This is a genomic window from Pseudomonas sp. S2_B10 (assembly GCF_054668425.1).
This window is the reverse complement of sequence record NZ_CP162768.1, coordinates 4,161,921-4,176,415: the sequence shown is the minus strand read 5'-3', so window position 1 is coordinate 4,176,415 and position 14,495 is coordinate 4,161,921. Positions and strand designations below refer to the sequence as shown.

Genomic DNA, 14,495 nt, shown 5'->3' with positions numbered 1-14,495 from the left:
TTCCCGCTGAAAATCGCCCCGAATGATCACCGACTACCGTGGCGCCCCCGCCATCCGGGCACCGCGCAAAACCTGGCACGCTCCTTGATAACTCTCAGCCACCCACCGGGCGATTTCGCCTCCGGGCACCCTAACTTTATCCGCAAGGAGAGCACCCCATGGCAACACCAGCGTACATGTCGGTTACCGGCGAAAAACAAGGCCTGATCACTGCCGGCGCTTTCACCGCCGACTCCGTTGGCAACACCTACCAGGAAGGCCACGAAGACCAGGTTATGGTTCAGGCTTTCACCCACGACGTGATCATCCCGCGTGACCCGCAATCCGGTCAGCCAACCGGTCAGCGCGTACACAAGCCAGTTGTGATCACCAAGGTCTACGACAAGGCTTCGCCACTGCTGCAAGCAGCTCTGACTTCCGGCGAGCGCATGAGCGAAATCGTTATCCAGTGGTACCGCACTTCGGCTCAAGGCACCCAAGAGCACTACTACACCACCAAACTGGAAGACGCGATCATCGTCGCCATCAACAACAAAATGCACAACTGCCAGGATCCAGGCAACGCGCACTTCACCCACCTGGAAGAAGTGCAGTTCACCTACCGCAAAATCACCTGGACCCACGAAGTATCCGGTACTTCGGGTTCCGATGACTGGCGTGCTCCAGTCGTTTAATTACGGCTGACCGTTACACGCATCGGCCAGCTCTGCTGGTCGATGTTGTTTACGCCCCTCCAGAATTTCGCGTACGTTGAGCCGCTTTTTTGCGGCCGTCGACGAGCGCCGCTGTACAGCACGAGGAACAAGGGATGTTCGCGCCGGCCAATGAAACCCACTTTGCCCTGACCATCGAAGGGCTTTCCGCCGACTTTCAGGTGTTTACCCTCACCGGCCGGGAAGCCATCAGCCAGCCTTTTGTCTTTGAGGTGGAGCTGGTCAGTGAGCAGCCGTCGCTGGACCTCGAAACCCTGCTGCACAAACCGGCCTTCCTGCAGCTGTCGCCCGACGGCAGCGGCATCCATGGCCAGATCTACCGCGCCGCGCAAGGTGACTCGGGCAAACGCCTGACCCGTTATTCGGTGACGCTGCGCCCGCAACTGGCGTATCTCGCGCACCGCATCAACCAGCGCATCTTCCAGAACCTCAGCGTGCCGAAAATCATCGGCATGGTGCTGGAAGAGCACGGCATCCAGAGCAACGCCTACGAATTCAAGACCGGTTCGATCTATCCTGAACGCATCTACTGCGTGCAATACGACGAGTCGGATCTGCACTTCATCCAGCGCCTGTGCGAGGAAGAAGGCATTCACTTCCACTTCCAGCACAGCGCCAACGCGCACAAGCTCGTTTTCGGCGATGACCAGACGGTGTTCCCGAAACTGGCCCCTGTGCCCTATCAGCAAGACTCCGGCATGGTCGCCAGCAACCCGGTTATCAAGCGCTTCGACCTGCGCCTGGAAACCCGCACCAGCCGCACCACCCGTCGCGACTACGACTTCGAAAAACCGCGCCTGACCCTGGAAAGCGAAAACCGTGGCGACGCCCTGCCCGACCTCGAAGACTACGATTACCCGGGCCGCTTCATCGACCGCGAGCGCGGCAAGCATTTGGCCAAACGCGCCCTCGAACGTCATCGCAGCGACTTCCAATTGGCCGAAGGCAAGAGTGATCAGCCACTGCTGGTCAGCGGCCATTTCCTCGCCCTGACCGAACACCCGAAAGCCAAGTGGAACGACCTCTGGCTGCTCACCGAAGTCCTGCACGAAGGCAAGCAGCCGCAAGTGCTTGAGGAGTCGGTGACCAGCGACACCACCGCACTCAAAGACGATTTCCACCAGGGCTACCGCAACCGCTTCCAGGCCACGCCATGGGACGTACCCAACCGCCCGCCGCTGCGCCACCCGAAACCACGCATCCTCGGCAGCCAGAGCGCCGTAGTTACCGGCCCGAAAGGAGAAGAAATCCACTGCGACGAATACGGCCGCGTCAAAGTCCAGTTTCACTGGGACCGCGAAGGCCAGGCCGACGACAAGACCAGTTGCTGGCTGCGCGTCTCCTCCGCCTGGGCAGGCGCCCAGTACGGCGGCATCGCCATCCCGCGCATTGGCATGGAAGTGCTGGTCACGTTCCTTGAAGGCGACCCCGATCAACCGCTGATCAGCGGCTGCCTGTACCACAAGGAAAACACCGTCCCCTATCCACTGCCGGCAAACAAGACCCGCAGCACCTTCAAGACCCTGAGTTCCATGGGCGGTGGCGGCTACAACGAACTGCGCATCGAAGACAAAAAAGGCCAGGAACAAATCTACCTGCACGCCCAGCGCGACTGGGACGAAAACATCGAGCACGACCAGAAAATCCGCGTCGGCAACGAACGCCACGACACCGTCGAGCAAAACAGCTACAGCGAATTCAAGGCCGAAGAACACCACACCGTCTACGCCGACCGCAAAGTCGAAACCCGCGCCAACGACCACCTCACCGTCGGCGTCAACCAGCACATCAAGATCGGCACCGGCCAGTTCATCGACGCCGGCCAGGAAATCCACCTGAGCAGCGGCATGAAAGTGGTGATGGAAGCTGGTGCAGAGCTGACCCTGGTCGGCGGTGGCAGCTTCATCAAGATCGACGCCGGCGGCGTGACCATGAGCGGGCCAGTGATCAACATGAATTCCGGTGGCAGCCCCGGCGTTGGTACGGGCGCCGCGCCATTGATGCCCGGCGTGTTGAAACAGGCGGATGCAGACAAGGCTGGCCAAGTCCTGACCCCGGCGCAGATCAACACCCTCAAACGCAACGCGCCGTTCTGTGAAGAATGCGAAAAATGCAAGGCAGGTGCCTGTGCCATCTGAACGAATTTCCCCCAAGGACTGGCTGGCGCAACAGCCGCTGCAAAGCGGCGAGCGCCTGTACCTGATCATCAGCGCCGCCAGCGACGCAGACGCCCTGAAAACCCTGTACCTCACCGAACCCACCGCCCAGCTCATCCCGATCTGGGGCGGCACGCCCTACTCCACCTGGCAACCGGTGATGCCCTACCTCACCGAACTCAAAGCCAACTCCGCCTTCCTGCCATGGATCGCCGAAACCGACGCCCTCGACTGGGGCTGGCTGGCCGTATCGCGCTCAGAGCCAAACGAAGTGTTCGAACATCTGCGCAGCCTGACGCAGGTGAAAATGCCGGATGGCACCGAGGTGTTTTTCCGGTTTTGGGATGGGCGGCATATCTATCCGATTCTGCGGGGGCTTGGGGAGAAGGCTGGAGAAGTGCTGCCGGTGTTTGAGCGGTATCTGATCAATGGGCAGGCGCTGGAAGTGGGCACGCGAGTTGTGCCGAAGGTGCGGGACTGGCGGTGGTGGGAGGTGCCGAAGGGGTTGTTGGAGGGGTTAATGGCAGAAAATCCATCGACCGTTATCGGCAACATGATGCAGTGGTTGCAAGAGGAACACGCCGATCTGTATTTCGCCTTTCCCGAATCGAACCTGAAACAAAAGGTGGCGCGCTTTGTTAAACGCACGCCACTCACGGAAGAAAACTTTACCGGGCTGTTGAAGGCCTATCTGGAAAAAGAGGTGGTGGTATGAGCGTTTTAATGGGCGGGATCGTTGGCGGTCTCACAGCAAAACAACCCGATGCTCAGGCCATCATCAACGATTTCAAGAAGTGCCTGAAGGATTATCGCGAGCATGCCGAAGCCTGGTACGGCGGCATTCTGGATGCGGAGCAGCAATTCAAAGTCGGTGACGAAGTTGGCACGGCTGACAAGGACAGCAAGAAAGAAAATACCCTTTATGCCAACTGTCCTGCGAACGGCAAGCTGGTGTTGATCCATAGTTTCGAGTCCGCGCGCTTTGTGCCGATCGGCAATACGCCAGTTCAACTGACACCGGTCGTCAATGGACGCTTCATCGGCAAAAACGAAGTTGGCCCGACCATCAATAAAACCATTGATGCATCAGGGATTCTTGAAGTTTCAGGCCTTACTCCCAATCAGCAATACAAAATCACCTTCTTCCCGAATCCTACGCGTGCCCAGATCGACAGTTTGTTCAATTCCTACCAAGGCGTGATCGGCGAGTTGGGCGGCTGGCTACAAACCGAATGGAGCACCAGCTTCCTCCCGCTCTGGCAAGCTCACACCGATGCCTCCCTTGGAGGTCGCGCCTTGCAGGAGCTGGAAGCGGCCTGGGAAGGCTTCATGAAAGCGATTATGGGATTGTGGGGCGATATCAAAAGTCTCTACGACCTCATCGCCCATCCTCGCGAAAACTACGAGAAGCTGAAAAACTTTTTCACTGAAGAACAGATCAAGAAAATTTACGACGCCTCTGCCGACGCTATTCACACTGCTTTATTGATCGCGAGCGATGAGCCGTTGATGTGGATATACGTCGCGGCCATCGTGGCCTGGGTGAAAATGCTGCCGCCGCAGACTTGTACCGAAGTGCTGGCGCAAATGTCGACAGAGTTCCTGCTCAACATTTTGATCGGCGTTGTCTTGACTGGTGGTCTTGGCTTGGCCGTACGCGTGGGTACAAAAGCCGTCAAAGGGGTACAAAGCAGCGGCAAAGTCATAAAGCTGATTGAAGACTTCACCGGCATGTTGATGAAAGTCAGCAAGTCCAAAGCGACGCCCCATACCGAAGCATCGAAGCCGTTGCTACTCAATGGTGATTCGAAATTCAATCCGGCACGCAAAGCGGATGTTCAGATTGCCGCTCCCAAACCTGCCGAAACCGCGACAGCTCCGAAGAGCAAGCCACCGGTCACTGGCGGAAAAGCGGAATCCGATGCGCAGATTCAAACCCGTAAAAAAGATGAGCCAGCCTCACGGATCGAGCAGGTAGAGGCCGTCGACAACGCCCCCGAACAGCCGAAGAACCCTGCAAAAAAACCTGCACAATGCGTCGACGACACGTGCTCAGACGGCGAACCAGTATCGATGGTGACCGGTGAAGAGTTACTGACGCTCACCGATGGGGAACTGGGTGGCCTGCTGCCTTTTGAGTGGACACGCCTATACCGAAGCAGTGCAGTCGAAATTGATAGCCGCCTCGGCTATGGCTGGAGTCATTCATTGTCTCATCGCTTGCAGATCGACGATGAGGGTGTGCTGTGGACGGACAACGAGAACCGGCAAACCCGTTTCCCGATGCCCACGGAACAGCGGCCGGCCATCACTAACAGTCTGGCTCAGGCAGCAATTTATCTAGGCAATGAACCCGGCGAACTCATTTTGACCCAAGCCGGGGCAAAAACACGCTTTTACCATTTCCGTGCCGGTCGACTGACCGCGATCAGCGATGCTTACGAAAATCGTCTGCACATCAGTTATGACTTCGTTGATCGTATCCAGCGCATAGATAACGGCGCAGGGCGCGCCCTTTTGCTGCGCTACGAAGACAGACACATCGTTGCTGTCGACCAACAGCAACAACGCCACGAATACAATGAACGCGGCGAACGCCAAGACCCATGGCTGACGATTCATACCCTCGTCACCTACCGATACAACGCACTCAATCAACTGATTTCTTCCACCAATGCGATCGGCGAAACCGAGCATTACCGCTACAACGATCAGCACGTCATCCTTGAGCGACAAATGGCCGGAGGGGCTAGCTTCTTCTGGGAGTGGGAGCGTGAAGGCAAGCTGTCCCGATGCGTGCGTCATTGGGCCAATTATGCGCAGATGGAAGCGCGTTACGAGTGGGACGATAAAGGCTCGGTCATTGTCCATAACGCTGACGGCAGTGAGCTGGTCTATGTGCATGACGAAAATGCACGCCTGGTCAGTGAGACCGCGCCCGACGGTGGTGAAACGCAGAACGCTTATGACGATCAGGGTCGACTGATTGCTGTTAAAGATCCCATGGGAGCGATCACCGAGTATCAGTACAGCGATGCCGGACGCTTGATTGCAGTGATTCCACCGGAAGGTGTTCCGACGCGTTACAACTACTTCAACGGTCAACTTATTGATGTCCAGCGCGGCAAGGCCCGCTGGAAATACGAACGCAACCGTCAGGGCGATATCACCCAACAAACCGATCCTGACGGCAACGAGACCTTCTACAGCTATGACCGTCAGGGACGCTTGCTGGAGATCCGTCACTCCGACGGCAGTCGTCATCAACTGGGCTGGAACAACCTCGGCCAGTTGTTGGAAGAGCGCCTGCCGGACGGCGGTCAACGAAAATACCGCTACGATGCCCTCGGCCGGCAAATCACTCGCCAGGACGAATTCGGCGCGATCACCCAATATCAATGGGACGCCGTCGACCGCCTGACCCAAGTCACCCTGCCCGGCGGCGCCACCCGCGCGTTTACCTACAATCCTTATGGCCGCGTCACCGCAGAACGTGACGAGCTCGGCCGCATCACCCGCTACGAATACGCTGACAACCTGCATCTGGTCAGCCGCCGCATCAACCCCGACGGCAGCCAACTGCGCTACCGCTACGACAACTCGCAACTCAACCTCACCGAGATCGAAAACGAGCGCGGCGAACGCTACCAACTCGATTACTACCCGAACGGCCTGATCCAGCAGGAAACCGGCTTCGACAGCCGCCGCACCGCGTACGAGTACGACCTCAACGGCCAACTGCTGAAGAAGACCGAATTCGGCGATGACGGTAGCGAACTGATTACCGAATACCAGCGCGATGCCGCTGGCCGTTTGCTGGTCAAGAAGCTGCCCGATGGCGAGGAGATTCACTACAGCTATGACGCACTGGGTCGATTGGTTAACGTCGACGACGGCCATTGGCCGCTCGCTTATGAATACGACGTACAAGATCGCTTGATCACCGAGCATCAGGGCTGGGGCACCACGCGTTATGCATACGACAGCGTCGGTCAACTCAGCCACTGCCGTCTGCCGGACGGCTGCACGCTTGATTACCGTCATTTGTCCGGTGGGCGCCTGAGCAGCATCGACCTCAATGGCTCACGCCTGACCAGCCACCAGTTCAGTGCCGGCCGCGAACAACAACGCCAACAAGGCTTGCTGCTCAGCCAGTACCAATACGACGAACAGGGCCGACTTCAAGCACACAGCGTCAGCCAGCGGGACAAACACCTGTTCCAGCGTCGCTACAACTACGATGCCAACGGCAACCTCACTGGCATCAACGACAGCCGCAAAGGCAACCGCAGCTATCACTACGATCCACTGGATCGCCTGATCAGTGTCCGCGGCGCCATGCCAGAGAGCTTCGCTCACGACCCGGCAGGCAACCTCCTCGGGCAAAATGACCTGCCCGCAGCCAACCTCGCCAACGTCAAAGGTAACCGCCTGCTCATGCAGGGCGACCGCCACTACGACTACGACGCGTACGGAAATTTGATCCGCGAGCGTCGCGGCAACGGCCAAAAGCTCATCACCGAATACCGCTACGACTGCCAACACCGCCTGATCGGCGTGAGTCTGCCAGGCGGCAGCACCGCAAGCTACAAATACGACGCCTTCGGCCGCCGCATCGAGAAAACCGTCGACGGCCACACCACTGAATTCCTCTGGCAAGGCGAACGCCTCATCGCCGAAAGCGCAGAAAAACGTTATCGCAGCTACATCTACGAGCCGGGCAGCTTCCGCCCGTTGGCGATGCTCGACGGCGAAGGCCCACTAAAGGCTGCCCCGTTCTACTATCAACTCGACCACCTTGGCACTCCGCAAGAGCTCACCGACTACAGTGGCGAAATCATGTGGTCGGCAAAGTACCGCGCCTACGGCAATCTCGCAGCGCTGGATATCAGCGAAATCGATAACCCGCTGCGTTTTCAGGGTCAGTACTTCGACGTCGAGACAGGGTTACATTACAACCGCCACCGCTACTACAATCCGAGCACTGGGCGGTTCTTGACGCCGGACCCGATCAAGCTTGCGGGTGGGTTGAACAGCTACCAGTACGTGCCTAACCCTACGGGGTGGGTGGATCCGTTGGGGCTGGTGTGTAAACAGACAAACGGTGCCACTCCGAAAAAGCCTCCGCAAAAAACGACCCCGCCCGAGGTTGGCGAGACACTTAAATTTGAGCATTTCGAGCAAGCGCGCAATAAGGCACTTGAATGGCTTGAAAGCAATGGATTCAAAGCAGAAAAGCCAACCATTGGGAAGTTTGGTACAAATGCCGGGAAGGTTGTAGGCATGCAAACCGCTGACGGCAAGACTGGCTATCGAATCGAATATGATGAAAGAAGCGGCGCACATATAAACGTTTGGTCAGGAAAAAAGCCAGCACCACATTACCTTTTCAATGCAAGCGAAAAAACCGTATTAAAATTACTAAAGGCATTTAAAAAATGAGCTACTTCGACGAAGAACTTGAGAAAGAATTGTTAGAATCCAGCATTAACTACATGAAACTTAACAATGATGCGCATGACAACGCCGTCTCACATATCAATAGAAATTTTCCGTTTATTGGATCAAAAATCGCTTGGAGCTCACTTCCCAACAGCATATCGCATTCAAAAAACACTATTAACAAAGCCATTGAAGAAATTTCAGAAAAAGCAAAAGATCTCAAAATAACTGAGATTACCTTTATCGGCGACTCGCTAACTGAGAATGCTTACAAATTCCACACCGCCGATCTTAAAAAAATAATAATGACATTCTCTGAAATACCGCAACACACCTATTTTTTCTCCGAGCAGTTTAGTTTGATAGGCTGCATAAGCAGCGAGGGCGAAATCAATTTTAGTGAGACCACTTAAACATGACACATAGCAGAAAAATAGGGAAAATCGATTTTCTATTGAAATAAATCCGCCCCCATTTGCGCCATTCAATCAGAGAAAACAAATATAAAAAACAGGATAATCACACTCATCATCGAAGATACTCTGAAAGCACTCGCAAACATTGAATTTACCTTGATTCCTCTACAAAAAATGGGAAGTTACTATAGCGACAAACCGGTTAGAGAATATCAAAAACTACAACCGAGTTCATTAACGATGATACGTCACTCAGCGACCAATCCAAGATCAAAAAATCATCAGCAAAAATTTCGCCCCAATTCCTGGTGAGGATTGACATGGATGACATAGAGCGTCATGTGGAGGGAATTGAATTCTGGAAGCCTTGAATGCTTAGCTGTACGAAGAAATCTGCTGAGCCGCCTGATATGCGTGAAAAATACGTCACTGAAACCTTCAAGGCGACTGTCAACTTAAACTCTCCATTCAAGAATAATGAAAAACAGAAAACTTATGCTCAACGCATAATCACCAGATCAAATCTCTGCGACCACTCTCACGGATTAAATAATCAAAGGACTGTTATCTTGAAACACTTAAGCCGCACTCTCACCTTGCTTCTAGCCCTTACCTTCTCCCTAAGCGCAAGCGCGCTGTCACTACGATCCGAACAACGTCCCGACGGCACAACTGTCTTGTTGCTTACAAACGAAGCCAGTCCAGAACGGGCTCACAAGCTCAACCAAGACCCGGCGGTTCGTTCTGCACTCGTTGATTTTTTTGGCTACCAAACCGGAAGTTACACCAATGACAATACGATGATCGTGCAGCAGGTTCTTGAAGCGCTCGACTCAGAAATGTCGACTTTTGTTGATGGTGTGCCTCCCGGCAGAAAAATGATCACTGCCATGGACGACGGTAACAACGGGTTCGAGCGCGCCGCATTGCTGCTGGACGACAAGGGGCAGTTGCTCGCCGTAGGACTGGTCAATGGCCACTGCACCGTCAAGTCTCGCGAGGAACCATTGACTTGTAACGATGCGCCGGAAACCGTGCTGACTATTTTCCAGCCAGAAGGCGCCGGCAAGTCTGACGCCGATGCTTTGATCCCCTGGAGTAAGCAACTGCCTCCTATGATGGCGCTGTGGGCGGAGAGTGACGATCCAGAACGCCGAGCCGCTGCGCAGAAGATTGCCCACGTTGAGTACATCGTGACTCAGCCGAAACAGGGAGCCTGGACTGCGGCTCAATTACCTTCCGATTTTCCAAAAGCGATGCTGCCGTTGCTTCCGCAGCGAGCTCACTTGATTGGCGCCGGCGCTCACGGTGTCTTTACGACACCGGGTATGGAGGGCACGTCAATTGACGGTGACTGGGACAAAATAGCCGGACGCCCTCAGCATGAATATGAGGTCATTCTCAGGACTTTTACCGAATACGCGGATGTTATCGACTTCTATCAGCAACATGCAAAGGACGCCGAAGTCAGCGGCAACGAGCGCAAAGCGCTCGTTGAAGGCCGCATCAATGGTGGTACCTATAAAGTAGAAATCACCAATAGAAAAGAAGCCGGCACAGTGATCACGTTTTCCGCTTGGCGGCAGGAGGTCTAATTCATCTCTGAAGACAGAGCGATCATGTGGTCGCTTTGTCTTCTGAGCAAAAGGGACTGAGTAAAAGAGGACAGATTTCTTTCTTCAAACTGAATATAAATCTGTCCCCTTTTCTTAAGGCAGGCTGCTCAGAGCGGATGGGCGCTGTCAGCCCAATAGGAAAGTGGAAATAACCTGAATGATAATTGAACTTGACGGCCTATCCATTTCTTCCGAGCAGGATTTCCACAAGCGGATAGCTTCTGCATTTTCTTGGGCTCAGTACTATGGAAACAACCTAAATTCTCTGTGGGATTTGCTCAGTACGGACGTGGAGCGTCCGATTGAAATAGTATGGAAAAATTCGAAAGAATCTGAACAAAGCATGGGCGAAACTTTTAAAAAATAATATTTATATTTGAGCGAACAAAAAATCAGGACATATCCCTGGGTTTAGATGAAAAACTCGAATACAAATTAAAGTAAAAAAAATTGATACTTGCCAGCGCACTTGTTCAACGCTGCAGTAAGCACGATTATCGTTTGAATGATCAGAGCAAAGTATTCACGAATGCAAAGATTTGAAGAGACCCAATGAGATCAAAACTCGAATACAAGCTCCAACCTATCAGAGTACCAAGCGGCTGGACAATAACAATCAACAATCTCTTTGAGGTGGAGCTGACACCGGAGACTTGCAACTGGTTCTCTAGTTCGGTACTGATCGGAGGAGTCCGCCAGAGTACCGGCCATTGCTTTGACACGAGAGTCGAGCCCGAAGGGGATCCCGACGGAGAATTTGTGATTGATATGCTAACGATCGAATACGATAGAAGAGGTGAGCCAATCAAAAACTCCGAAAAGTTTCTAGGTGAATTCAGAACCAAAAGCAAAATCGAATTCATTGAAAGAATTGAAGATTTTATGATTGAGGCTTGATTACATCATTGTTCACGAATCAAAAAGATTAAAAACGGCTTTCCGAGCTAAATCTGTATTGACGCCTCAATAAGCGACACAGGAAAAATCGCAGCACAACACTGCGATTTCTCACCCCATAGAATCAATCTGCCGCCAACCGCACCTGCCTCTCCAACTCCACCTTCAACCCCGGCTCCAGCTTCAACTGCCGTGCCAGTTCATCCAGATAGCTCTTCTCCATAAAATTCTCCTCATCCACCAGCATCACACTGGCGATGTACATCTCCGCCGCCATTTCCGGCGTGCTCGCCGCGCGGGCGACGTCGGTGGGGTCGAGGGGTTTGTTGAGTTCGGCGTGGAGCCAGTGTTGCAGTTCCTGGTCGTTGTCGAGTTTGGTGAATTCGCCTTCGATCAGTTCGCGCTCGCGCTCGTCGATGTGGCCGTCGGCCTTGGCGGCGGCGACCAGGGCTTTGAGGATCGCCTGACTGTGTTCTTCGACTTGCGCGGGTGGCAGGCGGTCGAGCGTTTGTGGTTCGCGTTGTGGTGCGCTGCCTTTCTGAGCGTTGTAGTTGCCGTAGGCCTTGTAGGCCAGCACGCCCAGCGCGGCGAGGCCGCCGTAGATGGCGACTTTGCCGCCGACCTTGCGGACTTTTTTGTTGCCGAGCAGCAGGCCCATCGCGCCCGCGGCCAATGCGCCGCCGCCCGCGCCGGACAGCAGGCCGCCGAGGCCGCTGGAGCCAGACGAGCCACCGAGCAAACCGCCCAGTCCGCTGGCAGCCGACTTGTTGGAAGCGCCACCAGTCTTGTTCTGCAGCATTTCCTGCCCGGACTTGAGCAGTTGATCGAGCAATCCACGGGTGTTCATGTTCCGTCTCCAAACAAGGGTTATCCGGATCTAAGGCCCTCAGCCTAGTTCGAAAGTGCCCGACCCCGACCTGCGAGTGTGCTTCGAGATGTTGCTCGCCACTCAGAAGGGCATGTTTCGAGCGTTACGCAAATGAAAAAGGGGCAGGCTTCTCGGCCGGCCCCCTTCTCCCCTCCCCCTTAGAATCGCGAAACACTCCGCATCGCATCCACCAGATAGCGCATGGCAATCCGGTCGCTTTCCGATAGTTCTCGATAACGCTCCACCAGTTTCAATTCTTCGGAATTGAGGCGGCGTCTTCTGCGCCCGCCGCCCAAGCAAGGGAAGATGCCCAACATTTCGGTGATGCTCTGTATTTTTGCCATGGACGATGTCCTTCTCTATTGAGTCAAGAAACTGCTGAACCTCACATCGCCCTGCCTCTTCGAGCAGCGTCGTGTGCCCCGCCGGCACGAAGGCTTGTATCCGGTCTTGCCCATAGAATAGGAATTAAATCGGCGTTGAAAAGCGGTTTTTAGAGTAATTAATCGAAAAAAGCAGATATGCCCTCTAAATCAGAGAACCCTGTCAGAAAAATTACAGACATGTCTTGTTTCATTGCCAGATGACGCAACGCAAACAACCCTTTTTGCCCGACAATCGAACCGATTAAGCTAGCGGGCATCTGTTTATAGTCCGTTGCGTTTGGCCGAAGGCATGACCGAACCGTAATTTCCGATCCGACAGGTGCCAGGAACGGCGCTGGATTGCACACGACAGGTTGTATTTATGCACCGCAGGAATTTGCTCAAAGCGTCCATGGCCATTGCGGCCTATACCGGTCTTTCCGCGTCGGGCCTGTTGGCCGCCCGCGCTTGGGCAGCCAATGGCGGCGCCGCCGATGGCGAGGCCCAGGCCTTCGATTTCGAGGCGTTGAAGCGTCAGGCCAAGCAGCTCGCCGGCAGTGCCTATCAGGATACGAAACAGGTGTTGCCGCCAACCCTGGCGACCATGACTCCGCAAAATTTCAACGCGATCCGCTACGACGGCGAGCATTCCTTGTGGAAGGAAAACAAAGGTCAGCTGGACGTGCAGTTCTTCCACGTCGGCATGGGTTTCCGTCAGCCGGTGCGCATGTACAGCGTTGATCCGAAGACGCGCATGGCGCGCGAGGTGCATTTCCGTCCGGCGCTGTTCAATTACGAGAACACTTCGGTCGACACCCAGCAGCTCAAGGGCGACCTGGGTTTTGCCGGCTTCAAACTGTTCAAGGCGCCGGAGCTGGATCGGCATGACGTGGTGTCGTTTCTCGGCGCCAGCTATTTCCGTGCGGTCGATGCCACTGGCCAATATGGCCTCTCCGCGCGCGGCCTGGCCATCGACACTTACGCGAAGAAACGCGAAGAGTTTCCCGACTTCACCAAGTTCTGGTTCGAGACGCCTGACAAGAACGCCACACGTTTTGTGGTCTACGCCCTGCTCGACTCGCCGAGCGCGACCGGCGCCTATCGCTTTGACATCGATTGCCAGGCCGAGCGCGTGGTCATGGAAATCGACGCGCACATCAATGCTCGTACCACCATCGAACAACTCGGCGTGGCGCCAATGACGAGCATGTTCAGCTGCGGCACCCACGAACGGCGCATGTGCGACACCATTCATCCGCAGATTCACGACTCCGATCGCCTGGCAATGTGGCGCGGCAATGGCGAGTGGATCTGCCGGCCGTTGAACAACCCGGCGACGCTGCAATTCAATGCATTTGCCGACAAGGACCCGAAGGGTTTCGGCCTGGTGCAGACCGACCACGAATTCGCCAACTATCAGGACACTGTCGACTGGTACAGCAAGCGCCCGAGCCTGTGGGTAGAACCTACAACCGCCTGGGGCGAAGGCTCTATCGATCTGCTGGAAATTCCTACGACCGGCGAGACGCTGGATAACATCGTTGCGTTCTGGACGCCGAAGAAACCCGTGGCTGCCGGTGATTCGCTGAACTACGGGTACAAACTGTATTGGAGCGCGCTGCCACCGGTGGGCACGCCACTGGCACGGGTGCACGCAACGCGTTCAGGCATGGGCGGCTTCACCGAGGGTTGGGCGCCGGGTGAGCATTACCCGCCAGTCTGGGCGCGGCGCTTTGCCGTGGACTTCACCGGTGGCGGCCTCGAGCGCCTGCCACAGGGCACCGGAATCGAGCCGGTGATCACCTGCTCCAACGGCAAGGTGCAGGACTTCAGCGTGCTGGTGCTGGATGACATCAAGGGGTACCGGATCCTGTTCGACTGGTACCCGACCAATGACAGCGTCGAGCCAGTGGAACTGCGTCTGTTCATTCGCACCAATGACCGCACGTTGAGCGAGACCTGGTTGTACCAGTATTTCCCGCCGGCGCCGGACAAGCGTAAATACCCTTGAGGTTTTGTAGC

General features: G+C 55.2%; 11 protein-coding genes. 9 read left to right on the top strand and 2 right to left on the bottom strand.

The window, feature by feature from the left end:
• The first annotated feature begins 158 nt into the window (after positions 1–158).
• The 8 genes from AB4O45_RS18535 to AB4O45_RS18500 all read left to right on the top strand — a co-directional run bounded on the left by AB4O45_RS18535 (position 159) and on the right by AB4O45_RS18500 (position 11,240).
• On the top strand, positions 159–674 hold the full coding sequence (locus tag AB4O45_RS18535; protein WP_007949952.1) for an Hcp family type VI secretion system effector: 516 nt from the start codon (positions 159–161) through the stop codon (positions 672–674).
• Between the two features lie 134 nt (positions 675–808).
• Positions 809–2,851, top strand: coding sequence for a type VI secretion system Vgr family protein (locus tag AB4O45_RS18530; protein ID WP_460160419.1), 2,043 nt, complete (start codon positions 809–811; stop codon positions 2,849–2,851).
• Positions 2,841–3,584, top strand: a complete 744-nt coding sequence (locus AB4O45_RS18525) for a DUF4123 domain-containing protein (RefSeq protein ID WP_460161512.1) — start codon at positions 2,841–2,843, stop codon at positions 3,582–3,584. Before AB4O45_RS18530 ends, AB4O45_RS18525 begins: the two co-directional genes overlap by 11 nt.
• Complete coding sequence (locus tag AB4O45_RS18520; RefSeq protein WP_460160418.1) at positions 3,581–8,311, top strand: RHS repeat-associated core domain-containing protein; 4,731 nt, start codon at positions 3,581–3,583, stop codon at positions 8,309–8,311. Before AB4O45_RS18525 ends, AB4O45_RS18520 begins: the two co-directional genes overlap by 4 nt.
• Positions 8,308–8,724 (top strand): hypothetical protein, encoded by a 417-nt coding sequence (locus AB4O45_RS18515; protein WP_064364373.1) that lies wholly within the window; start codon positions 8,308–8,310, stop codon positions 8,722–8,724. Before AB4O45_RS18520 ends, AB4O45_RS18515 begins: the two co-directional genes overlap by 4 nt.
• A 374-nt stretch (positions 8,725–9,098) precedes the next feature.
• Positions 9,099–10,322: a hypothetical protein gene (locus tag AB4O45_RS18510; RefSeq protein ID WP_460160417.1), complete on the top strand. Its 1,224-nt coding sequence runs from the start codon at positions 9,099–9,101 to the stop codon at positions 10,320–10,322.
• Positions 10,323–10,500: 178 nt separating this feature from the next.
• Positions 10,501–10,710: a barstar family protein gene (locus AB4O45_RS18505; RefSeq protein ID WP_241089686.1), complete on the top strand. Its 210-nt coding sequence runs from the start codon at positions 10,501–10,503 to the stop codon at positions 10,708–10,710.
• Between the two features lie 185 nt (positions 10,711–10,895).
• The gene (locus tag AB4O45_RS18500) at positions 10,896–11,240 is read left to right on the top strand and encodes a hypothetical protein (protein ID WP_071174496.1); all 345 of its coding nucleotides are present in this window, start codon (positions 10,896–10,898) and stop codon (positions 11,238–11,240) included.
• 124 nt (positions 11,241–11,364) lie between these two features.
• Here AB4O45_RS18500 and AB4O45_RS18495 read toward each other — a convergent pair whose 3' ends face one another.
• Positions 11,365–12,087 carry a tellurite resistance TerB family protein gene (locus tag AB4O45_RS18495; RefSeq protein WP_095180453.1) on the bottom strand — a complete coding sequence of 241 codons (723 nt, stop codon included), beginning with the start codon at positions 12,085–12,087 and terminating at the stop codon, positions 11,365–11,367.
• Positions 12,088–12,266: 179 nt separating this feature from the next.
• Positions 12,267–12,452 (bottom strand): hypothetical protein, encoded by a 186-nt coding sequence (locus AB4O45_RS18490; protein ID WP_041478186.1) that lies wholly within the window; start codon positions 12,450–12,452, stop codon positions 12,267–12,269.
• A gap of 403 nt (positions 12,453–12,855) precedes the next feature.
• Between AB4O45_RS18490 and AB4O45_RS18485 the strand changes: the two genes are divergently transcribed.
• Complete coding sequence (locus tag AB4O45_RS18485) at positions 12,856–14,484, top strand: glucan biosynthesis protein D (RefSeq protein ID WP_095180451.1); 1,629 nt, start codon at positions 12,856–12,858, stop codon at positions 14,482–14,484.
• Positions 14,485–14,495 lie beyond the last annotated feature (11 nt).